Source organism: Leptothrix mechoopdaensis (SeqCode), assembly GCF_053893855.1.
Map to the genome: position 1 here is coordinate 3,261,389 of NZ_CM132699.1, position 24,073 is coordinate 3,285,461.

General features: G+C 70.5%; 27 protein-coding genes and 1 tRNA gene. 9 read left to right on the plus strand and 19 right to left on the minus strand.

Going from position 1 to position 24,073, the window contains the following annotated elements; all coding sequences use genetic code 11:
* Positions 1-3: 3 nt before the first annotated feature.
* Positions 4-720 carry a pirin family protein gene (locus tag ACWA7K_RS14140; RefSeq protein WP_456162025.1) on the plus strand — a complete coding sequence of 239 codons (717 nt, stop codon included), beginning with the start codon at positions 4-6 and terminating at the stop codon, positions 718-720.
* Between the two features lie 55 nt (positions 721-775).
* Entirely contained in the window at positions 776-1,498 is a 723-nt protein-coding gene (locus ACWA7K_RS14145; RefSeq protein WP_456162026.1) for a DUF599 domain-containing protein, read from the plus strand.
* 16 nt (positions 1,499-1,514) lie between these two features.
* On the opposite strand, the gene ACWA7K_RS14150 is transcribed toward ACWA7K_RS14145, so the two are convergent.
* The 6 genes from ACWA7K_RS14150 to rpsP form a co-directional block, all read right to left on the minus strand.
* Positions 1,515-2,507, minus strand: a complete 993-nt coding sequence (locus ACWA7K_RS14150) for a CobD/CbiB family protein (RefSeq protein ID WP_456162027.1) — start codon at positions 2,505-2,507, stop codon at positions 1,515-1,517.
* 44 nt (positions 2,508-2,551) lie between these two features.
* The gene (locus ACWA7K_RS14155; protein WP_456162028.1) at positions 2,552-3,259 is read right to left on the minus strand and encodes a CoA pyrophosphatase; all 708 of its coding nucleotides are present in this window, start codon (positions 3,257-3,259) and stop codon (positions 2,552-2,554) included.
* 126 nt (positions 3,260-3,385) lie between these two features.
* Positions 3,386-3,739 carry a 50S ribosomal protein L19 gene (gene rplS, locus ACWA7K_RS14160; protein ID WP_456162029.1) on the minus strand — a complete coding sequence of 118 codons (354 nt, stop codon included), beginning with the start codon at positions 3,737-3,739 and terminating at the stop codon, positions 3,386-3,388.
* A 136-nt stretch (positions 3,740-3,875) separates the two neighbouring features.
* Positions 3,876-4,625, minus strand: coding sequence for a tRNA (guanosine(37)-N1)-methyltransferase TrmD (gene trmD, locus ACWA7K_RS14165; RefSeq protein ID WP_456162030.1), 750 nt, complete (start codon positions 4,623-4,625; stop codon positions 3,876-3,878).
* A 34-nt stretch (positions 4,626-4,659) separates the two neighbouring features.
* Positions 4,660-5,244: a ribosome maturation factor RimM gene (rimM, locus tag ACWA7K_RS14170; protein ID WP_456162031.1), complete on the minus strand. Its 585-nt coding sequence runs from the start codon at positions 5,242-5,244 to the stop codon at positions 4,660-4,662.
* A 48-nt stretch (positions 5,245-5,292) separates the two neighbouring features.
* Entirely contained in the window at positions 5,293-5,556 is a 264-nt protein-coding gene (gene rpsP / locus ACWA7K_RS14175; protein ID WP_456162032.1) for a 30S ribosomal protein S16, read from the minus strand.
* A 312-nt stretch (positions 5,557-5,868) separates the two neighbouring features.
* Here rpsP and ACWA7K_RS14180 point away from each other — a divergent pair, with 312 nt between their 5' ends.
* Positions 5,869-6,333 (plus strand): hypothetical protein, encoded by a 465-nt coding sequence (locus ACWA7K_RS14180; RefSeq protein ID WP_456162033.1) that lies wholly within the window; start codon positions 5,869-5,871, stop codon positions 6,331-6,333.
* 4 nt (positions 6,334-6,337) lie between these two features.
* Here the strand turns inward: ACWA7K_RS14180 and ACWA7K_RS14185 are convergent, their stop codons facing one another.
* From ACWA7K_RS14185 to murJ, 9 genes are all read right to left on the minus strand, one after another.
* On the minus strand, positions 6,338-7,348 hold the full coding sequence (locus tag ACWA7K_RS14185) for an anion permease (protein WP_456162034.1): 1,011 nt from the start codon (positions 7,346-7,348) through the stop codon (positions 6,338-6,340).
* Positions 7,349-7,361: 13 nt separating this feature from the next.
* Positions 7,362-8,009: a DUF47 domain-containing protein gene (locus tag ACWA7K_RS14190; RefSeq protein ID WP_456162035.1), complete on the minus strand. Its 648-nt coding sequence runs from the start codon at positions 8,007-8,009 to the stop codon at positions 7,362-7,364.
* Between the two features lie 220 nt (positions 8,010-8,229).
* Positions 8,230-8,727 carry a 2-amino-4-hydroxy-6-hydroxymethyldihydropteridine diphosphokinase gene (folK, locus tag ACWA7K_RS14195; RefSeq protein WP_456162036.1) on the minus strand — a complete coding sequence of 166 codons (498 nt, stop codon included), beginning with the start codon at positions 8,725-8,727 and terminating at the stop codon, positions 8,230-8,232.
* Positions 8,728-8,746: 19 nt separating this feature from the next.
* Positions 8,747-10,288, minus strand: coding sequence for a polynucleotide adenylyltransferase PcnB (pcnB, locus tag ACWA7K_RS14200; protein ID WP_456162037.1), 1,542 nt, complete (start codon positions 10,286-10,288; stop codon positions 8,747-8,749).
* A complete protein-coding gene (locus ACWA7K_RS14205) occupies positions 10,285-10,983 on the minus strand; it encodes an HAD family hydrolase (RefSeq protein WP_456162038.1) in 699 nt (232 codons plus the stop codon). Before ACWA7K_RS14205 ends, pcnB begins: the two co-directional genes overlap by 4 nt.
* Positions 10,980-11,693 (minus strand): HdaA/DnaA family protein, encoded by a 714-nt coding sequence (locus tag ACWA7K_RS14210; protein ID WP_456162039.1) that lies wholly within the window; start codon positions 11,691-11,693, stop codon positions 10,980-10,982. Before ACWA7K_RS14210 ends, ACWA7K_RS14205 begins: the two co-directional genes overlap by 4 nt.
* Before the next feature lie 14 nt (positions 11,694-11,707).
* Entirely contained in the window at positions 11,708-12,769 is a 1,062-nt protein-coding gene (locus ACWA7K_RS14215; RefSeq protein ID WP_456162040.1) for an AI-2E family transporter, read from the minus strand.
* An 84-nt stretch (positions 12,770-12,853) separates the two neighbouring features.
* A complete protein-coding gene (locus tag ACWA7K_RS14220) occupies positions 12,854-13,735 on the minus strand; it encodes a SirB1 family protein (protein WP_456162041.1) in 882 nt (293 codons plus the stop codon).
* A 52-nt stretch (positions 13,736-13,787) separates the two neighbouring features.
* Entirely contained in the window at positions 13,788-15,350 is a 1,563-nt protein-coding gene (gene murJ, locus ACWA7K_RS14225) for a murein biosynthesis integral membrane protein MurJ (protein WP_456162042.1), read from the minus strand.
* A gap of 138 nt (positions 15,351-15,488) precedes the next feature.
* Between murJ and rpsT the strand changes: the two genes are divergently transcribed.
* The gene (gene rpsT / locus ACWA7K_RS14230; protein WP_456162043.1) at positions 15,489-15,791 is read left to right on the plus strand and encodes a 30S ribosomal protein S20; all 303 of its coding nucleotides are present in this window, start codon (positions 15,489-15,491) and stop codon (positions 15,789-15,791) included.
* Between the two features lie 69 nt (positions 15,792-15,860).
* Here the strand turns inward: rpsT and ACWA7K_RS14235 are convergent, their stop codons facing one another.
* Positions 15,861-16,895, minus strand: coding sequence for a CDP-6-deoxy-delta-3,4-glucoseen reductase (locus tag ACWA7K_RS14235; protein WP_456162044.1), 1,035 nt, complete (start codon positions 16,893-16,895; stop codon positions 15,861-15,863).
* Positions 16,896-16,980: 85 nt separating this feature from the next.
* Here ACWA7K_RS14235 and ACWA7K_RS14240 point away from each other — a divergent pair, with 85 nt between their 5' ends.
* Positions 16,981-17,928 carry an SDR family oxidoreductase gene (locus tag ACWA7K_RS14240; protein ID WP_456162045.1) on the plus strand — a complete coding sequence of 316 codons (948 nt, stop codon included), beginning with the start codon at positions 16,981-16,983 and terminating at the stop codon, positions 17,926-17,928.
* Between the two features lie 13 nt (positions 17,929-17,941).
* Here ACWA7K_RS14240 and ACWA7K_RS14245 read toward each other — a convergent pair whose 3' ends face one another.
* The 3 genes from ACWA7K_RS14245 to ACWA7K_RS14255 all read right to left on the minus strand — a co-directional run bounded on the left by ACWA7K_RS14245 (position 17,942) and on the right by ACWA7K_RS14255 (position 20,090).
* Positions 17,942-19,156, minus strand: coding sequence for a S1C family serine protease (locus ACWA7K_RS14245; protein ID WP_456162046.1), 1,215 nt, complete (start codon positions 19,154-19,156; stop codon positions 17,942-17,944).
* Between the two features lie 149 nt (positions 19,157-19,305).
* A complete protein-coding gene (locus ACWA7K_RS14250; protein WP_456162047.1) occupies positions 19,306-19,908 on the minus strand; it encodes a rhomboid family intramembrane serine protease in 603 nt (200 codons plus the stop codon).
* A 97-nt stretch (positions 19,909-20,005) separates the two neighbouring features.
* Positions 20,006-20,090 (minus strand) — tRNA-Leu (locus ACWA7K_RS14255).
* Between the two features lie 121 nt (positions 20,091-20,211).
* Here ACWA7K_RS14255 and cysM point away from each other — a divergent pair.
* The 4 genes from cysM (at position 20,212) to ACWA7K_RS14275 (ending at position 24,066) form a co-directional block, all read left to right on the plus strand.
* Positions 20,212-21,126 carry a cysteine synthase CysM gene (cysM, locus tag ACWA7K_RS14260; RefSeq protein ID WP_456162048.1) on the plus strand — a complete coding sequence of 305 codons (915 nt, stop codon included), beginning with the start codon at positions 20,212-20,214 and terminating at the stop codon, positions 21,124-21,126.
* 24 nt (positions 21,127-21,150) lie between these two features.
* On the plus strand, positions 21,151-21,684 hold the full coding sequence (locus ACWA7K_RS14265; protein ID WP_456162049.1) for an NUDIX domain-containing protein: 534 nt from the start codon (positions 21,151-21,153) through the stop codon (positions 21,682-21,684).
* Positions 21,685-22,046: 362 nt separating this feature from the next.
* Positions 22,047-23,285, plus strand: a complete 1,239-nt coding sequence (locus ACWA7K_RS14270) for an ammonium transporter (RefSeq protein WP_456162050.1) — start codon at positions 22,047-22,049, stop codon at positions 23,283-23,285.
* On the plus strand, positions 23,275-24,066 hold the full coding sequence (locus ACWA7K_RS14275; RefSeq protein ID WP_456162051.1) for a hypothetical protein: 792 nt from the start codon (positions 23,275-23,277) through the stop codon (positions 24,064-24,066). The genes ACWA7K_RS14270 and ACWA7K_RS14275 overlap by 11 nt, the downstream gene beginning before the upstream one ends.
* Positions 24,067-24,073 lie beyond the last annotated feature (7 nt).

Here is a 24,073-nt window from a genome sequence, read left to right on the forward strand (position 1 = left end):
CTCATGTTCGCCCTGCATCGATCCGAACAACGCGGCCTGGCCGATCACGGCTGGCTGCGCAGCCAGCACAGCTTCTCGTTCGCCGACTACTTCGACCCGGCCCGCATGGGCTGGGGCAACCTGCGTGTGCTCAACGAGGACCGCATCGCGCCGGGCACCGGTTTCGGCACCCACGGCCACCGCGACATGGAGATCGTCAGCTACGTGCTGTCGGGCGAGCTGGCGCACCGCGACAGCATGGGCAACGGCGCCGCGATCCGCCCCGGCGAGGTCCAGCGCATGACCGCCGGCACCGGCGTGCGGCACAGCGAGTTCAACCACGCGCCGCAGGCGAGCACGCACTTCCTGCAGATCTGGCTGCTGCCGTCGCGGGCCGGTCTGGCACCGGGCTACGACCAGCGCGAGTTCCCGGCCGAACAGCGCCGCGGCCAGCTGCGCCTGGCCGCCGCGCCGGCCGACAGCGCCGACGCCCGGGTCGACGGCGTCATCGGCCTGCATGCCGACGCGCGGCTCTGGGTCGGCCTGTTCGACGGCGACGAGTCGGCCACGCTGGCACTCGACCCGGCGCGCAAGGGCTACGTCTTCCTGGCCCGCGGCGAGCTGGACGTGAGCGGCCACTCGCTGCGCGCCGGTGACGCGCTGGCCATCGACGGCGAAGCAGCGCTGCAGCTGTCGGGCGGGCGTGATGCCGAGGTGCTGGTGTTCGACCTGGCGCCCTGAAACGGGGGCCGTCGGACGCGTCGGCCGCTGGCGTGTCGATTGATAAAGTGAGCGCATGCCCGCCTCGTTCACCCTCTTCGACTTCCTGCCGCTGGCCGACTGGCTGGCCCTCGCGTGGTTCTTCGCCTGCTGGATCGGCTACGTGCAGTTCGCGCGTCGCCGCGCCCTGATCGACGGTTCGCTGCTGGCCGCGTCCGACGCCTTCCGGCACCGCTGGATGTACCAGACCGCCGTGCGCGAGAACCGCGTGTTCGACGGCGTCGTGCTGCAGAACCTGTCGAGCGCGCCGTCCTTTTTTGCCTCGACCACGATCTTCATCATCGGCGGCCTGATCGCCGCGCTGGGCACCTCGGACAAGGCCAGCGACCTGGTGCGCGAACTGCCCTTCGCGGCGCGCACGACCGCGCTGGTGTTCGAGCTCAAGCTGCTGCTGCTGACGGGCATCTTCGTCAGCGCCTTCTTCCGCTTCACCTGGGCGATGCGGCAATACGGTTTTGTCGCGCTGGTGATCGCATCGGCGCAGGAGCGCGAGGTCTACCAGGCCGACGAGGCCTTGCGGCAGGGCTTCGCGCAACGCGCCGGACGCATCGTCGCGCTGGCCGCCGACACCTTCAACAACGGCCTGCGGTCGATCTACCTGAGCTTCGCCGCCGTGCTGTGGTTCGTCTCGCCACTGGCGTTCGCGCTGGGCAGTGCGGCGGTCATCTGGGTGCTCTACCAGCGCGAGTTCCACTCGGACATCCGCGCCCTGCTGAAGGACGCGGCGCAGTCGCGCTGACAGGCGACCGGTGCGGTCAGCCGAGCAGGTTGGCCAGCGACATCAGCGCCAGCAGCAGCATCCACAGCACGACCGAGCGCCACACCAGGCCGACGACCGAGCGCAGGTGCGAGAACTGCGGCGTCGCGCCCGGCGTGCTGCCGTCGGACAACACGGCCTCGGCGCCGGCCTCGAGCGTGCGAGCGGTCTCGGCGGCCTGGCCGCCGGAACCCGGTGCAGACGCACCGCCCAGCGACAGGCCGACAGCACCGGCCGCCGCCGCCAGCAGCACGCCATCGTTGGCGTGGGTCCACAGGCTCGCATGGCGTCGCCAGCAGTCGACCGCATCCTCGAAGTTGCCGACGATCGCGAAGCCGGCGGCGGTCAGGCGGGTCGGCACATGGTCGATCACCGCAAAGGCCTGCTGCGAGCGCAGCGCCAGGCGCTCGTTGGTCGGCGCGCCCAGCACGCGGCTCTTGTAGGCCCAGTAGCGCGCGCAGAAGGCCGACATGCGGTAGACCACCGCCCCCATCGGGCCGAGCCCGAGCGCCGAACCCAGCACGAACCAGAAGAACACGCCGAAGACGTGGCGGTGCGCGGCGATCAGCGCGTGTTCGATGACGTGGCGCAGCAGCTCGGTGCGCGGCAGCTCGCTGGCATCGAGATGGCGCCAGGCCTGCAGCAGCTCGCGGGCGCGGTCCTCATGGCCCGCCTCGAGCGCGTCACGGATGTCGGTGAAGTAGTGGCTGAACTGGCGGAAGCCGAGCGTCACATAGAGCACCAGCAGGTCCCACGCCAGCGCCAGCAGCAGGCTGAATTCCGACAAGCCCCAGTGCACCAGGAAGACCAGCGCGGCCGGCACGAACACCGTCACGGCCCAGACGACCCAGGCGTGGTGTTCCCGTCCGGCATCGAAGTTGCGCCCGGTCCAGCGGGACCAGGCCACCAGCGCCTCATGCACCGGGTTGCCCTGCGGCAAGGGGCGCAGTTGTTCGATGACGAGGGCAAGCAAGACCGCTAGGAAACTCATCCTTCGATGATACCGGCGGCCTCCGGCGGGTCCCCGGTCGCGGCTCAGGCCGACAGCAGGTGATAGAAGTTGCGCAGCATCGCCGCCGTGGCGCCCCAGATGAAGTATTCGCGCGGCCGGCCCTGGGCATCGAGTCCCTGCCACGGCATCGACAGGAACTGGCGCGAGATGCCGTCGGCCTCGTAGCGGTGGCGGCGGTGATGCGCCGGCGTCATCAGGAAGGACAGCGGCACCTCGAAGGCTTCGGCGACCTCCTGCGGGTCGATGCGCAGCTCGAACGGCGGACGGACCAGCGCGACCACCGGCGTGACGATGAAGGACGTCACCGTGTGGTAGGGCGGCATCCGGCCGATGACCTCGACATGGCGGGCCTGCAGCCCGACTTCCTCCTCGGCCTCGCGCAAGGCCGTCACCACGGCATCGAGTTCACCCGGCTCGGTGCGGCCGCCTGGGAAGCTGATCTGCCCGGCGTGGTCCTTCAGGTGATCGGTCCGGCGCGTGAGCAGCACGTGCAGCCCGTCGTCGCGTTCGACCAGCGGGACCAGCACGGCGGCATGGGCCGGCTCGCGCGTCAGGCCCAGGCGTGCGGCGTCGCCGGCGAAGGCGGGCGTCCAGGGCGGCGGTGCGGCCAGCCGGCGGCGCAGGGCGTCGGCACTCAGGTGCTCAGGGCTGACCGGGGGCAGGTGATCGTCATGGCCGATGACGGGAATGCCGCGCGGATCGCGGATCAGGCCGGGTGGCTGGGAAGACATCCCGTCAGCTTAGGCCGGAAACGACAAGACCGCCCGGAGGCGGTCTTGGTGGTGTGGCGGCGCCGTGCGGACGGCACGTGCGCAACGCACATCGCGGAGACACCGGTCGAGTCGACCGGCGCTGGCTCAGGCCAGCTTTTCCTTGATGCGCGCCGACTTGCCGCTGCGCTGGCGCAGGTAGTACAGCTTGGCGCGGCGGACGTCACCGCGACGCTTGACCTCGATCGACGAGATCAGCGGGCTGTAGAGCTGGAAAGTCCGCTCGACGCCTTCACCGCTCGACACCTTGCGAACGATGAAGTTGCTGTTCAGGCCGCGGTTGCGACGGGCGATCACGACACCTTCGTAGGCCTGCACGCGCTTGCGGGTGCCTTCGACGACGTTCACGCTGACGATCACCGTGTCGCCGGGGGCGAAGTCGGGGATGCTCTTGTTCAGGCGAGCAATCTCTTCTTGCTCGAGTTGGCGGATCAGATCCATGGGTTCACTCCAGACGATCATGCCGACACAAGGGGCCGCAGCTTGCGAATCCGGACCCGGTCCGGAACCCGCCAACCTTCGAGCGGCACGCCCCGGGATCGGGACGGAAAGCTCGGCAGAGGATCAAAGCCAAAAATTATAACCCGTTCTCGCGCAGCCAGCGCTCATCGGCTGCACTCAGGGCGCCTGCAGCGCGGGCGGAGGCGATCATCTCGGGGCGGCGACGGGCGGTGATCAGCAACTGCTGCTCACGCCGCCAGCGGGCGATGCGGCCGTGGTGACCGGACATCAGCACCTCGGGAACCGCGTCGTCGCCCAGCATCTCGGGACGGCTGTAGTGCGGGCAGTCGAGCAGGCCGTCGGAGAAGCTGTCCTGCTGGTGCGAGGCCGCGTCGTTGAGCACGCCCGGCTGCAGCCGCGTGACCGCATCGAGCAGCGCCAGCGCCGGCAGTTCGCCGCCGGACAGCACGAAGTCGCCGAGGCTGATCTCCTCGTCGACATGGCGCTCGATGAAGCGGTGGTCGATGCCCTCGTAGCGCCCGCACAGCAGCACCGCGCCCGGCCCTTCGGCCAGCTGGCGCACGCGCGCCTGGGTCATCGGCACGCCGGCCGGGCTGAAGTGGATGACGGGCAGACGTCGGGACGATTCGCCCTGATCGGCGCGGACGGCGGCCAGCGCGCGTTCCAGCGGCTCGACCAGCATCACCATGCCCGGGCCACCGCCGTAGGGCCGGTCGTCGACGCGGCGGTAGTTGTCCTCGGCGTAGTCGCGCAGTTGCCACAGCCGCACGTCGACCTGCCGGCTCTCGTAGGCACGGCGGGTCACGCCATTGCGCAGGAACGGCTCGAACAGCTCGGGGAACAGCGTGAAGACGTCGAAGCGCATGGCTTGGCGGGCGGCGCCCCGTGGTCGGGAGGACTCAGTAGTCCAGGCCCCAGTCGACCAGGATGCGCTTGTTGGCGATCTCCACGGCGTCGACGTAGGCAGCCACGAACGGGATCAGGCGCTCGCCGTCGGCCGGCTCGCCCTTCTCGTCGGTGGACGGATAGCGCAGACGCAGCACGCTGTGCGGACCGGTGTCGAGCAGGTCGGCGACCGTGCCCAGCGATTCGCCCTGGCGGTTCACCACGTCCAGGCCGATCAGGTCGATCCAGTAGTACTCGCCATCGCGGGCGGTGGGGAAGCTCGAGCGCGACACGAAGATGCGAGCGCCCTTCAGGGCCTCGGCCGCGTTGCGGTCGGGCACTTCCTCGGCGCTGGCGACGATGCCTTCGCCGTGCTCGCGAACCTGCGTGATCTTCAGCAGGCCGGGCAGCGGCGGACCGTCACGGCGCACCGGCTTGCCCTCGGGCGGCTCCAGGAACCAGCGGCGCGAGGAGAACACCGCCTCCGGATCGGCCGCATAGGTCTGGACGCGGAACGCGCCCTTGATGCCCCAGGCATCGATCACCCGGGCGACCTCGACGAGGTCGTCCGGGCGGGAGGTGTCGTCGACCTGCGTCATGGCGTCAGCACGGATGGCCAGAGCGGGCGCAGGGCGACGGCGCGCCGATCAGGCGGCAGCCGGAGCGGCCTTGGCCTTGGCTTCCTTGACCAGGCGGGCGACCGTGGGCGACAGCTGGGCGCCGTGGGCGACCCAGTGATCCACGCGGTCCAGCGCGATGCGCAGGGCTTCGGTGCCTTCCGGCGCGACCGGGTTGTAGAAACCCACGCGCTCCAGGAAACGGCCGTCACGGCGGTTGGCGCTGTTGGCGGCGACCAGGTTGTAGAACGGGCGACGCTTGGAGCCGCCGCGAGAGAGTCGAATCACGACCATGGTGTATTCCAGACTGTCAGTGACCGGCTGCAGGCTTCGGAGCGACAAGGGCTGCACAGGCAGCCTGCAGGGTCTACATGGAGTGATCCGCCCGACCGGGAGACACGCGGGCCAGCAGATCATCGATCGGGCTCGGCGGGCGGTTCCCCGTCGCGCGTCACCCGTGCGTTCGTGCGTCTCGTCTCCGGCCCCGTCAGATACGTGCTGCGTCGATCCTGTCTGCACGACACGATCCGATCAGCCGTCACCGGAAAACCCGAGATTATAAACTGCCTGCAGAACCCATCCACCGATCGCTCACCCAAGTTGCTCATGACCCCGACCAAGTCCAAGACCCTCGCCACCTGGATCGCCGTGATCGGCGGGCCAATCGGCCTGCACCGCTTCTACCTGCACGGCCTGCGCGACCCGTGGGGCTGGGTTCACGCGCTGCTGACCTTCCTCGGCGCGATGGGGGCGCAACGGGTGCTGGACCTGGGGCAGGACGACCGCCTGGCCTGGGCGCTGATGCCGCTGGCCGGCCTGTCGGTGGTGGCGGCGATGGGCGCCGCCATCTTCCACGGCCTGCGCGCCGACGAGGCCTGGAATGCGGTGCACAACACGGATGCGCCCGCCTCGCCGCCGACCGGGTGGGCAACGGTGCTGGGTGTCGTCGCGGCGCTGCTGATCGGCGCGACCGCGCTGCTGTCGGTCATCAGCTTCAGCCTGCAGCGCTACTTCGAGATCGACCTCGACGCGACCCGCGCCGCCGAGATGGCCGATCCGGCCCGCAAATGACGCTTCAGAAGAACCGGAAGCTGACCAGGTAGGCGCCCGAGGCCACCGCCGCCGAGGCCGGGATCGTGAAGATCCAGGCCCAGACGATGTTGCCGGCCACGCCCCAGCGCACCGCCGAGGCCCGCTGGGTCGAGCCGACGCCGACGATCGCGCCGGTGATCGTGTGGGTGGTCGACACCGGCACGCCCATCGCGGTGGCGATGAACAGCGTCATCGCCCCGCCGGTCTCGGCGCAGAAGCCGCCGACCGGCTTGAGCTTGGTGATCTTCTGGCCCATGGTCTTGACGATGCGCCAGCCGCCGAACATCGTGCCCGCGCCGATCGCCAGGTAACACGACCAGATCACCCAGGACGGCGGCATCTTGTCGGCCGCCGAGGCATAGCCGGTCGCCAGCAGCAGCATCCAGATGATGCCGATCGTCTTCTGCGCGTCATTGCCGCCGTGGCCCAGGCTGTACAGGCCGGCCGACACCAGCTGCAGGCGACGGAACCACTTGTCGATGCGCTTGGGCGGCATGCGCCGGAACAGCCACGACACCGCCACCATCAGCAGCGAGCCGAGCAGGAAGCCGAGCGTCGGCGAGAGAAAGATGAACAGCACCGTCTTCCAGATGCCGGCGCCGATCAGCGCCGCCGCGCCCGCCTTGGCGACGACCGCCCCGACGATGCCGCCGATCAGCGCGTGCGACGAGCTCGACGGGATGCCGTACCACCAGGTCACGATGTTCCAGACGATCGCGCCGATCAGGGCGCCGAAGACGACGTGCTGGTCGACGATGCCCGGCTCGACGATGCCCTTGCCGATCGTGGCGGCCACCTTGAGCTGGAAGATCATGATCGCGACGACGTTGAAGAACGCCGCGAACAGCACCGCCTGCTGGGGCTTGAGCACCCCCGTGGACACGACGGTCGCGATCGAGTTCGCGGCGTCGTGGAAGCCGTTCATGAAGTCGAAGGCGATGGCCAGCAGGACCAGCACCGCCACGACCCAGAACCCGGTCTGGACTGCTTCCATGACAGCCCGCCGCTCAGGAGTTCTCGAGGACGATGCCCTCGATCAGGTTGGCGACGTCCTCGCACTTGTCGGAGATCGATTCGAGCTGCTCGTAGATCGCCTTGAGCTTGATCAGCTCGCGGATGTCCTGCTCCTCGCGGAACAGCTTGGACATGGCCGCGCGCATGACCCGGTCGGCATCCGACTCGAGGCGGTCGATCTCCTCGCAGGTCTTGATGGTGGCCTCGGCCACGCCGTTCTTGGACAGCTGCGGCAGCAGGCTCACCGCATGGGCGACACGTTCGCAGCACTTGGCGGAGATGTCGCCCAGCCGGATCACCTCCTCGGTGATGCGGCGCACGTCGTACAGCGACAGCGTCTCGGTGGTGTCCTGCAGCAGGTCGAGGATGTCGTCCATCGCGTTGATCAGCGAGTGGATCTGCTCGCGGTCGATCGGCGTGATGAAGGTCTTGTGCAGCAGGCGGTTGACCTCGGCCGTGATCTTGTCGGCGGCGTGTTCGGCACCGTCGACCTCGGCCGCGAACTTCTCGCGCAGGATCGGGTCACCGTAGTCCTGCAGCATGGCCTGGAAGGAACGCGCGCCCGAGACGATCGCCCGGCCATGCTCGTTGAACATCTCGAAGAAGTTGCCCTCTCGGGGCAGCAGTTTGCCGAACAGCATGGGGGCTCCGTGGGTCCAGGCGTGCCGTCCGGCACCGACGGCGAGTCGGTCAAACGGTCACGGAAAAGTCATTTTTGTGGCGGGCGCGAGTGTATCCGGACCTGCTTCGGTGACCGGAACAAGCGAAGCACAGAAGCGCGTGACGTCGGTGTGACGGGACCGTGACGGTACGGTGACGCCACGTTGAAGTTCCGACAGCGGCTGCGTGTCGCAGGCGCCGTCAGCCGAGCCGCTCGATGGCCTGGTCGGCGACGGCGCCGAGGTGGTCGCGCGCCAGCCCGAGGCCCGGCAGGACCAGATCGGGCGCCAGGTCCAGCAACGGTCGCAGCACGAAGGCCCGCTGGTGCAGACGCGGATGCGGCACGGTCAGGACCGGATCGTCGATGACCCGCTCGCCCCACAGCAGCAGGTCGAGGTCAAGGGTGCGCGGCGCGTTGCGGTAGGGCCGCTCGCGGCCGTGGCGCCGTTCGATGGCCTGCAGCGCGGCCAGCAGTTGCCAGGGCGCGCGCGGGTCCTCGTCGACGACATCAAGCGCGACGACGGCGTTCAGGTATTCGGGACCGGACGAGTCGATCGGCGCCGTCCGGTAGCGAGCCGAAGCGCCGACCCAGCGGCAGCCGGGCAGTTCGCGCAAGGCCGCGTAGGCCGCGTCGAGCGTCGCGTGGACGTCGCCCAGGTTGGCACCCAGCGCGACATGGCAGCGCACGGTCCGGGTCACGCGGGCCTCCCGGGCGGGATCAGGCGTCGGCGCCCTGCTCGCCTGCAGCAGGCGCGCCATCCGGGCCGGCCGAACCGGCGCCGTTGGGCTTGCGACGACGCCGGCGTTTGCGGGCCGGCGCACCGGCTGCGGCCGGGCTGGCCGCGCCGCCCGCCGCCGCGCCGCTGCGGCGCGCCTGGTCTTCCTGGCGCGCCAGGTCGAGCAGTTCGGTGCGCTGCTCGTCGTCGGCCAGCGAGTAGTCCTCCCACCAGCCGGCGAGCGAGTCATCGACCTCGCCGGCATCGGCGCGCAGGCGCAGGAAGTCGAAGCCGGCGCGGAAGCGCGGCTGGGCCACCAGTCCGGCGGCGGTCGACGGCGTGCGGCGCTCGAAACGCGGCTGCATCAGCCAGATCTCGCGCATGTCGGCGGCCAGCTTGCCGCGCCCGGAGATGTCGCCGATGCGGGCGTCGAAGACCGCGTCGATGGCCTGCTGCAGCGCCGGCAGCGGGCCTTCGCCCCGGTGGCGCAGCGCGTCGGCGCGCTTGACCACCTCGTGCCACAGCATGCAGGCCAGCATGAAGCTGGGCGCCACCGGCTTGCCCTCGCCGACGCGGCGGTCGGTATCGGCCAGCGCCATGTGGATGAACTTCTCGTGGCCGTCGTGGCGGTGCGCGTCGTCCAGCACGGCGTCGAGGATCGGGAACACGCCGCGGTGCAGGCCCTGCTTGCGCAGCTCTTCCAGGCTGGCCAGCGAGTGGCCGGTCTGCAGCAGCTTGATCATCTCGTCGAACAGCCGCGAGGCCGGCACGTTGGCCAGCAGGTCGGCCATGCGCAGGATCGGCGTGCGGGTCGCGGGCTCGATCTCGAAGCCCAGCTTGGCGGCGAAGCGCACCACCCGGACGATTCGCACCGGGTCTTCGCGGTAGCGCGTCTCCGGGTCGCCGATCATGCGCAGCACGCGGCGGCGGGCATCGGCGATGCCGTCGTGGTAGTCGACGACGATCTCGCGGCGCGGGTCGTAATACAGCGCGTTGACGGTGAAGTCGCGCCGCGCGGCGTCCTCGGTCTGCGAACCCCAGACGTTGTCGCGCAGCACCCGCCCGCTGGCGTCGACCGCATGGCTGCGGCCCTGCAGCTCGGCGCGCGAGGTCTTCTCGTTGCCCTCGACCGCCTCGGAAGCGCTGGCGTCGACCAGCGCGCGGAAGGTCGACACCTCGATGACCTCGTGCTCGCGGCCACGGCCATGCACGACGTGAACGATGCGGAAGCGCCGGCCGATGATGAAGGCGCGCTTGAACTGCGACTTGACCTGTTCGGGCGTCGCGTTGGTGGCGACGTCGAAGTCTTTCGGGCGGTGGCCCAGCAGCAGGTCGCGCACCGCGCCGCCGACGATGTAGGCCTCGTAGCCGGCGTCCTGCAGCGTCGTCACGACCTTGATGGCGCGCGGGTCGATCAGGCCGGGGTCGATGCCGTGTTCGGCGCGGCCGACCTCGACACGCTGACCCGCCGGGACACGCGCCGGCGCCGGGCGCTGCTCGCGTTCGCTCTTGCCGAGCAGCTTCTGGATGAGGTTCTTGATCATGAAAAGAGCCGCAGGATGCGCCAGCCGCGTTCGACGGCGATGGCTTCGAGCGCGGGACTCGGGTTGGTGGCCACCGCATCGGTGGCGATCTCGAGCAGCGCGAGGTCGTTGGGTGAATCGCTGTAGACGCTGACGCTGGCGAAATCCCCGAGCGTCAGGCCCTGCGCGGCGAGCCAGTCGTGCACGCGCACGACCTTGCCCTCGCGGAAGGTGGGTGTACCACGGATGCGGCCGAGCCAATCGCCGGAGCCGGTGCGCTCCAGGTCGACCGCCAGCAGGTGCTCGACGCTGAAGGCGCGGGCGATCGGCGTGGTCACGAAGGCGTTGGTCGCGGTGACGATGGCCACCAGATCGCCGCGCTGCTGGTGAAAGGCGACCAGTTCGCGCGCGGCCGGCCGGATCTGCGGCGTGATGACCTCGGCCATGTAGCGCGCATGGGCCGCCTCGGCCTCGGCCAGCGGGCGGTGACGCCAGGCCGAGGTCGCGAAGTCGATGTAGGCCGGCAGGTCGAGCGTGCCGGCCTGGTACTGGGCGAAGAAAGCGTCGTTGCGGCGCCGGAACTCGTCGCCGTCGGCCCAGCCGATGGCGACCATGAACTCGCCGAAGGCGTGGTCCGAATCGATCGGCAGCAGCGTGCCGTCGAGGTCGAACAGGCAGAGGTGGCGCGGTTCGGCCGGGGTCGGGGCGGGATTCAAGCGGTCTCCGGTTCGTTGAGCACCTCGCGCAGCAGCGGCAGCGTGACCGCGCGCTGGGTCGACAGCGCATGGCGGTCGATCCGGTCGAGCAGGTGCATCAGGTGGCTCAGGTCGCGGGCGCAGCGCTTGAGCAGGTAGTCGATCACGTCGTCGTTGAGCAGCACGCCGCGGCGGTCGCCCTCGCGGCGCAGCAGCGCGCGGACCTGTTCCTCGCTGGGCGGCACGAGTTCGTAGACGAGACCCCAGCCCAGCCGCGTGCGCAGGTCCTCGCGCAGCGTCAGGTCGATCGGCGGCAGGCGGCCGGCGGCCAGCACGGGCACGCCGTAGGTGCTGGCCTGCACGAACAACGCGAAGGCGGCGCGCTGACGTTCGGCGTCGTAGCGGTCGCAGTCGTCGAGCAGCAGCAGGCCGCACTGCTCGTCGAACTCCCACGGCAGCGGCGACTGCAGATCGTGCGCCGCGACCATCAGGCCACGTTCCTGGGCCAGCGTGGCGGCCGCGCGCAGCAGGTGGCTCTTGCCACAGCCGGCGGGCCCCCACAGGTACAGCGGCGTGGCCGGTTGCGGCGTCAGCAGCGCGGCCTGCACCTGCGGCCACTGGGTGTTGGCGCCGGGCACGAAGGTGTCGAGCCGCCAGGCGGGTTCGGGCACCAGGGCCAGCGGCACCTGGCGCATCGGGTTCGGGTTGGAGGAAGGTTGTCGGTCGACCATGTCGGCAGTCGCGCTCAGCGCAGGTACAGCGGGCTGGCCAGGTAGGCGCTGCGCACGCGTCGCAGCGCGACCAGCGTCAGCGCCCCCGCCGGCAGCGCGATCAGCACGCCGACGAAGCCGAACAGATGGCCGAAGGCCAGCAGTGCGAAGATCACCGCGATCGGGTGCAGGCCGATGCGCTCGCCGACCAGGCGCGGCGTCAGCAGGAAGCTCTCCAGCAACTGGCCGACGCCGTAGATCAGCAGCACCGCCAGCAGCCCGTACAGGTTGGCGAACTGCAGCAGCGCGGCCAGCATGGCCAGCAGCGCGCCGAGTCCGAAGCCGAGGTAGGGCACGAAGATGCCCAGGCCGGTGAAGACGCCGATCGGCAGGGCCAGGTCGAAGCCGGCCAGCGCCAGCGCCACCGTGTAGTAGGCGGCCAGCACGCCCATCACCATGATCTGGCCGCGCAGGTACTGGCCGAGCACCTCGTCGCACTCGTCGAGGAAACCCCGCACCCGGGCCGACTGGCGCGGCGGCACCAGCTCATGCAGCCAGGCGATCAGGCGCGGCCAGTCCAGCAGCAGGTAGAACAGCACGACCGGCAGCAGCACGAGGTTGCCGACCACCGCCAGCACGAAGCTGCCGCCGATGCGCGCCGAGCTGACCAGCGCGGCCAGGCTGTCGTCGACGTTGGCGTTGAGGTACTTGAGCACGAAGGCCTTGACGCTGGCCGTGTCCAGGCTGACCTGGATGCCCCAGCCGCGCAGCATCGGCACGACGCTCTCGTTGATGCGCGCGGCCAGCAGCGGGATCTGCTCGCGCAGCAGCGGCAGTTCGCGCGACAGGATCGGCACCACCAGCAGCAGCACGCCCAGCACCAGCGCCAGGGCGACCAGTTCGACGGCGATGACCGCCAGCAGGCGCGGCCAGCGCCGCCTTGCCAGCCGGTCGACCGCAGGCGCCAGCACATAGGCCAGCACGGCCGCCGTGACGAACGGCATCAGCACCGGCGACAGCAGCCACACCAGGCCCAGGCAGCCCAGCGCCAGGCCCAGCCAGGCCAGCGCCATGCGTTGTGCGGGGTGAAGGTTCATGTCGGTGCGATCACGCTTGCCGCGGTGCGGCAAAAGCCCGCGATTCTAGGAAAAGCCGGCCAGCGCCCCCGACCGATGACCGGCTCAGTGCCAGCGCGGCGGCCCGGACTCGCGCAGCGCCTCGAGCTGCGCCTGCACGTGCGCGCGGTCACGTCCGCCACGCTGGTGGCGCAGGTAGCAGCTCAGGTCCTCGATCGCGGCGGCGTTCTGGCCCAGGCGCGCCAGCGTCTGGCCACGTTCGCGGCGCCAGCTCCAGTCGTCGGGCAGCAGCGTCACGAGACGCTGCTGGACCTGCAGCAGGCGCGACCAGTCCTCCTGGCTGCGGAACAGCGCCTCGAGGTTGCGCAACATGCGCGAGACGATCTCGCGCGGCTCGGTCGGTTCGATGAAGGGCGACAGCCAGTCGGCCGGCATGCCGCCGCCTTCGAGGCCCCAGTCGCGATGCTCGCGGCTGCGCTGCGCATAGGGCTCGACCAGCGATTCCAGCTCCTGACGCGACAGCGACCGGCCGTTCAGCGGGTCGATCAGCGCGTCGCCCAGCGGCAGTCGCAGGCGGACCAGGAAGTGGCCGGGGAAGGACACGCCGCGCGCGTCCAGCCCGATCTGTCCGGCGAGTTCCAGGTAGATCACCGCCAGCGAGATCGGGATGCCGCGGCGCGTGCGCAGCACCTCGTGCAGGTAGCTGTTGGCGGGGCTGTAGAAGTCGTTGACGTTGCCGGCCAGCCCCATCTCGACGTAGAGGTACTGGTGCAGCGCCCGGACCCGCTCCAGCGGTTCGGCGTCGGCCGACAGGTGCTGGCGGGCGGCCTGGGCATGCGCGTCGAGCGTCGCCAGCACGGCCTGGGTGTCAAGCGCCGGATCCGCGTCCTGGGCCAGCGAGACGGCAGCCTCGGTCAGCGCGAACTGGTCGTCGTCCGCCACGAGCGAGGCGAAGTAGTCGAGCGGTGTGGGCGCGGTCCAGAGCATGGAACGAGTGTATCGAGGCCGGCCCGCTCGTTTCGGTCTTTGGAGAACCGGCTCAGGCCCGCCGCGCGAACTGGCGCAGGTCGACGCCGACCAGGCGCAGCGTGCCGAAGTAGGCCAGCGCCGCCGCCGTCAGCACGCCGGCCAGCACGGCCACGCGCAGACCCGGCGTCGCGCCCAGCGCGATCCAGTCCCAGTGCCGCACGGCGGCGAGCAGCAGCGCCGTCATCGCCGTGCAGCCGGCCAGCACCTGCAGGCCGAAGCGCCGCCAGCCCGCCAGCGGCCGGTAGCTGCCGCGACGGCGCAGGCCGGTCAGCAGCCAGGTCGCGTTGACCATCGCCGCCAGCCCGATCGACAGCGCCAGCCCGGCGTGGCCCAGCAGCGGCACCAGCGCCAGGTTGAACAGCTGCGTCAGCACCAGCACGGTGATGGCGATGCGCACCGGCGTGCGGATGTCCTGCCGCGCGTAGTAACCCGGCGCCAGCACCTTGATGGCGATCAGGCCCAGCAGGCCGGCGCCGTAGCCCATCAGCGCGGAGACGGTCTGGTGCACGTCGACCGCCTGGAACCGGCCGTAGTGATACAGCACGGTGACCAGCGGCTCGGCGAACACCAGCAGCGCCAGCGCGCACGGCAGCGCCAGCATCAGCACCAGGCGCAGGCCCCAGTCGAGCAGCGCGGAATAGCGTTCGGTGTCGCCCCCTGCCTGGGCCGACGACAGCTGCGGCAGCAGCACCACGCCCAGCGCGACACCCAGCAACGCGGTCGGGAACTCCATCAGGCGATCGGCATAGGTCAGCCACGACACCGAGCCGGCCGGAAGATGCGAGGCAATCTGCGTGTTGACCAGCAGCGACAGCTGCGCGACCGACACGCCCAGCAGCGCCGGCGCCATCTGCCGGAGGATGCGGTGCACGCCGTCGTGATGCCAAGCGGCCCGCACCTGGCCCAGTCTGGCACCGATGCGCGGCAGCAGGCCGACCCGGTGCAGCGCCGGCACCTGGATCGCCAGCTGCAGCACGCCGCCGATCATCACGCCCACCGCCAGCGCCTCGACCGGCGGGCGGCCGGCACGTTCGAACACCGGCGCCAGCCACCACGCGGCGGCGATCACGCTGAGGTTGAGCAGCACCGGCGTGGCCGCCGGCACCGCGAAGCGCTTCCAGGTGTTGAGGATGCCGGCCGACAGCGCCACCATCGACATGCAGCCGATGTACGGGAACATCCAGCGCGTCATCGTGACGGCCTCGGCCTGTGCGCCATCGGGCAGACCCGACGCCATCAGCCAGACCAGCACCGGCGCACCGACCACGCCCAGCAGGCAGACCAGCACCAGCACCCAGGCCAGCACGGTCGCCACCGCGTCGACCAGCGCGTGGGTCGCCTCATCGCCGTTCTGGGTCCGGCTGGCGGCCAGGATCGGCACGAAGGCCTGCGAGAACGCGCCCTCGGCGAACAGCCGCCGCAGCAGGTTCGGGATCCGGAAGGCGACCTGGTAGGCGTCGGTCGAGCTGCTGGCACCGAACGCGGTGGCGATCAGCTGCTCGCGGACCAGACCGGTGATGCGCGACAGCAGCGTGAAGGCCGAGACGACGGAAGCGGAGCGCAACAGGCTCATGAGAGGGCAGACCCAGGGACGGAGCGGCGGATTATCGGGGTCGCCCGACCGCCCGAAGCCGCCTTCGGCAGAGCGGGCATGGACGACCCCGGATGCCAGTGCTATACTTTGAGGCTTTCCACCCGGACTCCAAACACCATGGCCACCGCTTCCAAAGCCAAGAAAAAGACGGTCCGCATCGCGTCGGGCCGCAAGCGCGCCCGTCAGGACGTCAAGCTCAACGCCGCCAACACCGCCCTGCGCTCGCGCTTCCGCACCGCCGTCAAGAGCGTGCTGAAGGCTGTCGCCACCGGTGACAAGGCCAAGGCCGGCGATACCTTCAAGGCTGCCCAGGGCGTGATCGACTCGATCGCCGACAAGGGCATCTTCCACAAGAACAAGGCCGCCCGTCTGAAGAGCCGCCTGTCCGCCAAGGTCAAGGCCCTGGCCCCCGCGGCCTGAAGCTTCTCCGGGTGGACGCCTCAAGGGGCCCGCAACAGCGGGCCCTTTGTCATTGGGGCCCCGCTCCCGTCAGGCAACGTGCTTGTCGGCCTCGCTGGTGAAGGCATCGGCGTAGAAGGATTCCTCGGGCAGACCGGCCTGCGACACGAAATCGCGCTTGGCCGACTCGACCATGATCGGCACCCCGCAGGCATAGACCTCGTGACCTGACAGGTCCGGCAGGTCGGCCAGCACCGCACGGTGCACGAAACCGGTCCGGCCGTTCCAGCCCTCGCCCTCGCCCGCCTCCGACAGCACCGGCACGTAGCTCAGCCACGGCAGTTCGGCGGCGGCCTGGACGGCCCAGTCGTGCAGGTAGAGATCGGCCGCGCGCCGCGCGCCCCAGTACAGCGTCGCCGGGCGACCGGTGATGCCCTTGGCGCGCATGTGCTCGATCAGCGCCTTGATCGGCGCGAAGCCGGTGCCCGAAGCCAGCAGCACGATCGGCCGCTCGCTGTCCTCGCGCAGGTAGAAGCTGCCGTACGGCCCTTCGAGCCGCAGGATCTCCTTCTCCTTCATCGCGCCGAAGACGTGGTCGGTGAACTTGCCGCCCGGCATGTGGCGGATGTGCAGCTCGATCGACGTCGGCAGGTCGTCCGGCGCATTGGCCATCGAGTAGCTGCGCCGCGAGCCGTCGCGCAGGATGAACTCGACGTACTGGCCGGCGTGGTAGCGGAACACCTGGTTGGCCGGCAGTTGCAGCGTCACGACCATCACGTCGGGCGCCACCTTCTGCAGCGTCGACACGCGCGAAGGCATCTTCAGGATCGGGAACTGCCCCACCGCCGTGACCTGGCGCTGCTCGATCGTGCAGTCGGTCTGCGGCGTGGCGCAGCAGGTCAGGATCAGGCCGGCCTCTTCCTCGGCCACGCTGAGCGCCTTGAGCTGGTGGGCGCCGTGGATCACCCGGCCTTCGAGCAGCCGGCTCTTGCAGGACCCGCAGGCGCCGTCCTTGCAGCCATAGGGCAGGCCGATGCCCTGCCGGATCGCGGCGGGCAGGATGGCCTCGTCGCGCATCACCTCGAAAGTACGGCCGGCGGGCTGCACGGTCACGGTCAGGTTCATCTCGTTATCCTCGGCTGACAGGTCGTCGACAAGGGCGGAATTGTGCCCCGCGAGCCTGATCCGACCCTTCACCACCGTCCTGCCGATGAACCGTTCCGAGTCCCCCGCCGCCTCGCCGGCCCGTGCCCCCCTCGGCGCCCTGCCGCGCCGGATGCGCCGCAGCCGCCTGCTGATCGTCGGCTGCGGTGATGTCGGCCTGCGGGTCGCGCGGCAGAACCCCGGTGGCGAGGCCGGCCCGCGGCTGCTGGCGCTGACGTCGCAAGCCGGCCGCCGCGACGAGCTGCGCGCCCTCGGCATCACCCCGCTGCTCGGCAACCTCGACGATCCCGCCAGCCTGCGCCGGCTGGCCGCGCTGGCCGGCCGCGTGCTGCACCTGGCGCCGCCTCCCGGCCACGGTGACGGCGATCCGCGCACGCTGGCGCTGCTGCGCAGCCTGGCCCGAAGTGGCGCGGTGCAGCGGCTGGTCTACGCCAGCACCACCGGTGTCTACGGCGATGCCGGCGGTATCCGCTTCGACGAGACCCGCGCCACCGCGCCGGCCAGTGCGCGGGGCCAGCGACGGGTCGTGGCGGAACACCAGATCCGCGCCTGGGCGCTGCGCCACGGCGTCTGCGCGTCGGTGCTGCGCATCCCCGGCATCTACGCGCTCGACCGCCCGGGCGGCCACCCGCGCGAGCGCCTGCTGCGCGGCACGCCGGTGCTGCGTGACGAGGACGACGTCCACACCAACCACATCCACGCCGACGACCTGGCGCGCGCCTGCCGCGCCGCCTTGTGGCGCGGCGCGCCGCAGCGCGTTTACCACGCCTGCGACGACTCGGCGCTGAAGATGGGCGAGTACTTCGACCTCGCCGCCGACCTGTGCGGCCTGCCGCGCCCGCCACGCATCAGCCGCGCCGACGCGCAGACGCAGCTGTCGCCGATGCTGCTGAGCTTCATGTCGGAATCGCGCCAGCTGGACAACCGGCGCCTCAAGCGCGAATTGCGGGTGACGCTGCGTCACCCGCACGTGCGCACCGGCCTGCTGGCCTGACGCCGGGCCGGGCTCAGATCCCGGTGGCGCGCTTGAGCGTCATCTGCCGGTCGACCGCGTGCAGCACCAGCCGGACGATCTCGCCGTCGCGGTTGACCTCGACCTGCACGTCGCGCTCGGCATCGCCGCCCTGCCAGATGCGGCGATAGAAGCCGGGCAGGTCCTCGACGCTGGCGCCGTCGATGCGCACGATGCGGTCGCCCTCGCGCACGCCGGCGCGCTCGGCCGGGCTGTCGCGGCTGACGCGCATCACCGTCAGGCGGCCGTCGGACTCGTCGCAGTTCAGGCCCAGCCAGGCGCGCTGGCTGGCCTGCGAGCGACCGCGCTGGCGCAGCTCGTCGACGATCGGCTTGAGCAGGTTGATCGGCACGAACAGGTTGCCGGGCACACGCCCCGAAGGCGACGCATCGGACCCACCATCCTGGCGCAGCCACGCACCAGGCTGACGCAGGCTGGCACGCGCATCGCGCAGCACCAGCGAGCCGATGCCGACCAGTTCGCCGTGCCGGTTGTAGAGCCCGGCGCCGCTGTGATCGGGCCGGGCCGGCGCGGTGAACAAGGCGCCGTCGATCAGGTATTCCCAATAGCCGGCGAACTGGCCGCGGGCCATCAACCGGGCCGGGCTGACCGCCCCGCCGCTGCCACCGCTGACGAACATCAGCGTCTCGTCCGGGCCGATGGCCGCCGAATCGCCCAGCGGCACCGGCAGCATCGGCAAGGGCAGCAGCGCCTGCACCAGGCCGAAGCCGGTCGCGACGTCATAGGCCAGCGGGCGGGCGGGCACGACGCGACCGTCGTCCAGCACCAGGTCGACCTGCTCGGCCTCGAGGATCAGGTAGCCGATCGTCAGCACGACGCCGTCGTCGCCGATCACCACGCCGGAGCCCTTGCGCACGGCGCCGAGCGTCTCGGCCGACACCGACCCGTCGACGACACGGACCATCAGGCCGATCGAGGCGTCGCTGGCGCGCTGCAGCGCCTCGCCCATCGCGCGGCGCTCGTCCTCGGTCGTGGGGATCAGGCGTGGATCGGCCGGCCCGATGACCGGGACGGTGTTCGACGAGCCGCCGGGCGTGGCCGCCTCGACGGGTGTCCACATCGCCGCTCCCAGCGACAACGCGACGACCGCCAGCCAGGCCCAGCGCCAGACGTCGGGCGCGACCGTGCGCCACGACCACTGCGCACGCCACCAGCGGTGGACGGGATCGGAGCAGACAACCAGCTTCATGGTGCACCCCTTCCGGATCTTGATGCCCGGAAACCCAAGCATGAACCGGACCCGAGCCCCCAGTGGAACTGGGGACTTTTCATCGGGTGGGAAGTGCCCTGGAAGGGGCTGCGGAAGGCGCCTCGGCGTCGCCGAGGCATTCGCCCCGTTCAGCGCCGTCGGCGCGGCGGGAACGGCGGCTGGCCGCGCCAGAAACGGATCATCAGCCAGCCCCCGAGCATGCCGCCGAGGTGCGCGAAGTGCGCCACGCCGCCATAGGGGCTGGCGAAGCCGAACAGCAGTTCGAGGCCGCCGAAGACGGCGACGAAGACCTTCGCCTTCATCGGGATGGGTGGGAACAGCGGCATGATGGTCCGCTCCGGGAACATCATCCCGAAGGCCAGCAGCAGGCCGAACAGGGCGCCCGAAGCGCCCAGCGTCGGGCCGAGCTGGCCGATCAGCGCGGTGAAGACCAGCTGGGTCAGGCCACCGGCGATCGAGCTGGCCGCGAGGTACTGCATGAAGCGGCGCCGGCCCCACATCAGCTCGATCTCGGCGCCGAACATGTAGAGGCCGAACATGTTGAAGAACAGGTGCAGCGGCTCGCCATGCAGGAAGGCGTAGGTGAACAGCTGCCACGGCATGAAATGGCCGCTGGCCACCGGCCACAGCGCGAACCAGCCCTCCAGCCAGGGCCCCATCAGCAGCTGGACGCAGAACACGGCCGTGCAGAACAGCATCAGCGCCTTGGTGACCGGAGGAAGCTGGGGCATCGCGTTGGGGTGCTGGAAAAACGAAGCCGCTCAAGGCGGCGCGGAGGGGGCAGGCAAGGCCCTGGAAGCGGGCCGCCGGACGACATCGACCGCAGGCTGGTGCCGGAGGCCGGACTCGAACCGGCACACCTTGCGGCGGGGGATTTTGAGTCCCCTGCGTCTACCGATTTCGCCACTCCGGCTGCGTCGGTCGATGCGTCAAAGAGCGGCGGATTATGGCATGCACCCCCCTGGGGACCCGGCCACGAACGTGCCACGCGGCAGGGCGCCACGCCTGCTGCGACAATTTCGGCAGGAGAAGCCATGAGCCTGCACAACGACTACCCGACCATCGAAGACGTCATCGGCCGCACGCCCCTGGTGCGGCTGCAGCGGGTGCCCGGCGCGGCCTGCGATGCCCGCGGCAACGTGATCCTCGGCAAGCTCGAGGGCAACAACCCGGCCGGCTCGGTCAAGGACCGCCCCGCGATCAGCATGATCCGGCGCGCCGAGGAGCGCGGCGACATCCGGCCGGGCGACACGCTGATCGAGGCGACGTCGGGCAACACCGGCATCGCGCTGGCGATGGCCGCGGCGATCAAGGGCTACCGGATGGTCCTGATCATGCCGGAGGACCTCTCGATCGAGCGGGCCCAGACCATGAAGGCGTTCGGCGCCGAACTGGTGCTGACGCCCAAGTCCGGCGGCATGGAATACGCCCGTGACCTGGCCGACCAGATGGCCCGCGAAGGCAAGGGCCGCGTGCTCGACCAGTTCGCCAACGCCGACAACCCGCGCATCCACTACGAGACCACCGGTCCGGAGATCTGGAACGACACGCGCGGCCGCGTCACCCACTTCGTCTCGGCGATGGGCACCACCGGCACCATCACCGGCGTGTCGCGCTACCTGAAGGAACGCAACCCGGCGATCCGCATCGTCGGCGCGCAGCCGTCCGAAGGCTCGCGCATCCCGGGCATCCGCAAGTGGCCGACCGAGTACCTGCCGCGCATCTACGACCCGGCCGGCGTCGACGAGCTGGTGCTGGTCGACCAGAACGATGCCGAGGACATGGCGCGCCGGCTGGCCCGCGACGAAGGCCTGTTCGGCGGCATCTCGGCGGCCGGCGCCTGCTGGGTCGCGCTGCAGCTGGCCCAGCGGCTGGAGAACGCGACGATCGTCTTCATCGTCTGCGACCGCGGCGACCGCTACCTGTCGACCGGCGTCTTTCCGGCCTGACCCGGCCAGACTCCGGCCCCGCCCTTGAGCACCACCGCCCCCGTCTGGCGCCACTGCCCGCTGTGCGCCAGCGCGCTGGAATGGCGCGCCGAGCTGGAGGACGGCGGCCCGACCCGGCGCCTGCGCTGCAGCGCCTGCGAGTTCACGCACTGGAACAACCCGACGCCGGTGCTGGCGGCGATCGTCCAGTGCACCGACCGCGACGGCCGCATCCTGCTGGCCCGCAACGCGGCCTGGAGCCGGCCCTTCCACGGCCTGATCACCGGGTTCATGGAAGCCGGCGAGAGCCCGGAGGACGGCATCCGCCGCGAGATCGCCGAGGAGACCTCGCTGCAGGTCGAGGCGCTGACGCTGGTGGGCGTGCACGACTTCCAGCGCATGAACCAGGTGCTGATCACCTACCACGCGCTGGCGCATGGCGAGGTCCGGCTGTCGCCCGAGCTGGTCGACTACAAGCTCGTCGCCCCGGCCGACCTGCTGTGCTGGCCGGCCGGAACCGGACAGGCACTGGCGCTGTGGTTGCGCGGCCAGGGCATCGAACCGCGCTGGATGGAATAGCGGAACCGGCAGCAGGTGGCTCATTCGATGAGCCACTCACGCACGCTTCCAGTGCATCCGGACCGGCGCCGATGCACCACTTCGGATCACGCACCATCGCGTGGCCTGCGGCCTTGCAGCCGGCCGCCCAGGCTCAGCCCTTGAGCCCGTGACGCCATGGCTCGCCGTGCCGGATCGGCCGCGCGGTGCGCAGGAAGTGGCAAGTCACGCCAGTTCCCGTCGCCCATCCCCTTCAAGTGCGGGATAGGGCTGCGCCCCGATTCGTTGACGTGCCCGCACCGCGCTGCCTACCGTGACCGCAGTGCCTCGACATGCCGCCACGGCGGCCGTCGGGGCTCCGATCACCCCACGTCCACGACACCATGAACGACCTCATCAACCTTGCCTGGGTGGCGCTGTGCACCGCCTTGGTGTTCTTCATGCAAGCCGGCTTCGCACTGGTCGAGGGCGGCTTCGCGCGCGCCAAGAACTCGATCAACGTGATCATGAAGATCTACCTGGGCACCTGCTTCATCGGCGTGTGCTTCTGGGTGCTGGGCTACGGCCTGGCCTTCGGCCAGAGTGCCGGCGGCCTCTACGGCACCACCGGCTTCATGCTGCTGCAGCTCGACAGCCTGCCGGCCATCGGCCTGCTCTACCAGATGATGTTCTGCACCACCGCCGTGACCATCGTCTCGGGCGCCGTCGCCGAACGCATGCGCTACGGCGCCTACCTGGCCTTCGCGGTCGTGATGGCGCTGGTCATCTACCCGGTCTATGCCCACTGGGCCTGGAACCCGGACGGCTGGCTCAAGCAGCTCGGCTTCGTCGACTTCGCCGGTGACGGCGCCGTCCACTCGGTGGGCGCCTGGTGTTCGCTGGCCGGCCTGCTGGTCGTCGGTCCGCGCCTGGGCCGCTACAGCAAGCAGGGCGAGGTGCGCGACATCCCCGGCCACAACCTGCCGATGGTCGCGCTGGGCGGCTTCATCCTGTGGCTGGGCTGGTTCGGCTTCAACGGCGGCAGCGTCAGCGGCCTGGACAGCGCCAACCTCGGCATGGTCCTGATCAACACCTACCTCGGCGCCTGCGCCGGCGGCCTCGGTGCCCTGGCCTTCATGAAGCTCGGGCGCAAGCCGGTGCTGCTCAGCGCGTCGATCAACGGCAGCCTGTGCGGCCTGGTCTCGATCACCGGCGGCGCCGGCACGATGAACCCGGCCACGGCCATGGCGGCCGGCGCCATCGGCGGCATGTTGTGTACCTGGGGCGCCGAGAAGATCCGCCAGTGGCGGGTCGACGACGCGGTCGACGCGATCGCCGTGCACGGCATCGGCGGGGTCTGGGGCCTGATCGCCGCCGGCCTGTTCTTCGAGGGCGACCTGTTCAACCCGCACCGCGTGATGGTGCAGCTGCTCGGCGCCGCGACCGCCTTCCTGTGGGCCTTCCCGACCGCCTGGGCGGCCTTCAAGCTGATCGACCGTCTGCTGGTGGCGCGCGCCCCGACGCTCAACGAACAACGTGGCCTGGACTACACCGAGCACCACGAGATCGCCTATCCCGAGTTCCAGGACTCGCCCGGCCAGCTGAGCATGGGTGCCCGCACGGAGGCCCGCGATGTCGCTTGATCCCGCCGCCCACCGCCGCCGCGCCGCGCTGGCCACCTTCACGCCCGTGCTGGGCGAGGACGCCCTGATGGACGCGCTGTGGATGCTGCAGGACAGCCTGCACGGCCAGAGCGCGCGCGAGATCATCTCGGCGGTCGACCGCGTGGCCGCGCGCCACGGGATCGACGCCCCGACCTGCAAGCGTCTCTACGAACAGTTCTACCGCGCGCTCAGCCTGCCCGACGACCAGCTGCCGCTGGACCCGTGGCCGGTGATGCAGAGCCTGCGCCCGGCCTCGGCCGCGCCGATGCGTCCGGCCGCCGTGGCCTGGCCGGCACCCGCACCCATGACTGCACCGATGGTGGCCCCTGCCTACGCCGCGCCGGTCATGCCGCCGCCGGTCGCCGCACCGGTGCCCGCCCCTGCCCCCGCGCTGCCGGATGCGCCGCCCGCCGTGCTGGTGTTCGAGGCGCTGATCACCGCCGCGCTGGCCGAGGTCCGGCTGCGGCACCCGGGCGAGCTGGCCGACCTGCGCGACAGCTCCGTGTCCGGTCTGGACGGTTCGCGCCTGGGCGCCAGCTCACGCAACCTGGTGCGCAACGCCTGGCAGCATCAGGCCGAACCGGGCGCCTGGCGCCTGGTGCTGCCGACGCCGGAACTGGGCGAGCTGGTGCACCTGTTCTACGTCGCACTGTGCGAGGCGCTCGGCCCGGTCGACGCCGATCAGGTGCTGACGCGCGCCGTGCGCGAGGCCGAGCAGGTGCCGGCGGCGCAGCGGCATTCGCCGCGCCTGTTCCTCTGATGCCGGA

Bases quoted from the DNA above. Each gene is read 5' to 3' on its own strand.
- ACWA7K_RS14180 (WP_456162033.1), top strand. From the start codon at position 5,869: ATGACCCCGACCAAGTCCAAGACCCTCGCCACCTGGATCGCCGTGATC.
- ACWA7K_RS14140 (WP_456162025.1), top strand. From the start codon at position 4: ATGTTCGCCCTGCATCGATCCGAACAACGCGGCCTGGCCGATCACGGC.
- ACWA7K_RS14145 (WP_456162026.1), top strand. From the start codon at position 776: ATGCCCGCCTCGTTCACCCTCTTCGACTTCCTGCCGCTGGCCGACTGG.
- ACWA7K_RS14215 (WP_456162040.1), bottom strand. From the start codon at position 12,769: ATGAACCTTCACCCCGCACAACGCATGGCGCTGGCCTGGCTGGGCCTG.
- ACWA7K_RS14245 (WP_456162046.1), bottom strand. From the start codon at position 19,156: ATGAAGCTGGTTGTCTGCTCCGATCCCGTCCACCGCTGGTGGCGTGCG.
- trmD (WP_456162030.1), bottom strand. From the start codon at position 4,625: ATGCGCTTCGACGTCTTCACGCTGTTCCCCGAGCTGTTCGAGCCGTTC.
- ACWA7K_RS14190 (WP_456162035.1), bottom strand. From the start codon at position 8,009: ATGCTGTTCGGCAAACTGCTGCCCCGAGAGGGCAACTTCTTCGAGATG.
- ACWA7K_RS14150 (WP_456162027.1), bottom strand. From the start codon at position 2,507: ATGAGTTTCCTAGCGGTCTTGCTTGCCCTCGTCATCGAACAACTGCGC.
- rimM (WP_456162031.1), bottom strand. From the start codon at position 5,244: ATGACGCAGGTCGACGACACCTCCCGCCCGGACGACCTCGTCGAGGTC.
- ACWA7K_RS14275 (WP_456162051.1), top strand. From the start codon at position 23,275: ATGTCGCTTGATCCCGCCGCCCACCGCCGCCGCGCCGCGCTGGCCACC.
- cysM (WP_456162048.1), top strand. From the start codon at position 20,212: ATGAGCCTGCACAACGACTACCCGACCATCGAAGACGTCATCGGCCGC.
- murJ (WP_456162042.1), bottom strand. From the start codon at position 15,350: ATGAGCCTGTTGCGCTCCGCTTCCGTCGTCTCGGCCTTCACGCTGCTG.
- pcnB (WP_456162037.1), bottom strand. From the start codon at position 10,288: ATGATCAAGAACCTCATCCAGAAGCTGCTCGGCAAGAGCGAACGCGAG.
- rplS (WP_456162029.1), bottom strand. From the start codon at position 3,739: ATGGATCTGATCCGCCAACTCGAGCAAGAAGAGATTGCTCGCCTGAAC.
- rpsP (WP_456162032.1), bottom strand. From the start codon at position 5,556: ATGGTCGTGATTCGACTCTCTCGCGGCGGCTCCAAGCGTCGCCCGTTC.
- ACWA7K_RS14235 (WP_456162044.1), bottom strand. From the start codon at position 16,895: ATGAACCTGACCGTGACCGTGCAGCCCGCCGGCCGTACTTTCGAGGTG.
- ACWA7K_RS14270 (WP_456162050.1), top strand. From the start codon at position 22,047: ATGAACGACCTCATCAACCTTGCCTGGGTGGCGCTGTGCACCGCCTTG.
- ACWA7K_RS14250 (WP_456162047.1), bottom strand. From the start codon at position 19,908: ATGCCCCAGCTTCCTCCGGTCACCAAGGCGCTGATGCTGTTCTGCACG.
- ACWA7K_RS14155 (WP_456162028.1), bottom strand. From the start codon at position 3,259: ATGTCTTCCCAGCCACCCGGCCTGATCCGCGATCCGCGCGGCATTCCC.
- ACWA7K_RS14240 (WP_456162045.1), top strand. From the start codon at position 16,981: ATGAACCGTTCCGAGTCCCCCGCCGCCTCGCCGGCCCGTGCCCCCCTC.
- ACWA7K_RS14220 (WP_456162041.1), bottom strand. From the start codon at position 13,735: ATGCTCTGGACCGCGCCCACACCGCTCGACTACTTCGCCTCGCTCGTG.
- rpsT (WP_456162043.1), top strand. From the start codon at position 15,489: ATGGCCACCGCTTCCAAAGCCAAGAAAAAGACGGTCCGCATCGCGTCG.
- ACWA7K_RS14185 (WP_456162034.1), bottom strand. From the start codon at position 7,348: ATGGAAGCAGTCCAGACCGGGTTCTGGGTCGTGGCGGTGCTGGTCCTG.
- ACWA7K_RS14210 (WP_456162039.1), bottom strand. From the start codon at position 11,693: ATGGTCGACCGACAACCTTCCTCCAACCCGAACCCGATGCGCCAGGTG.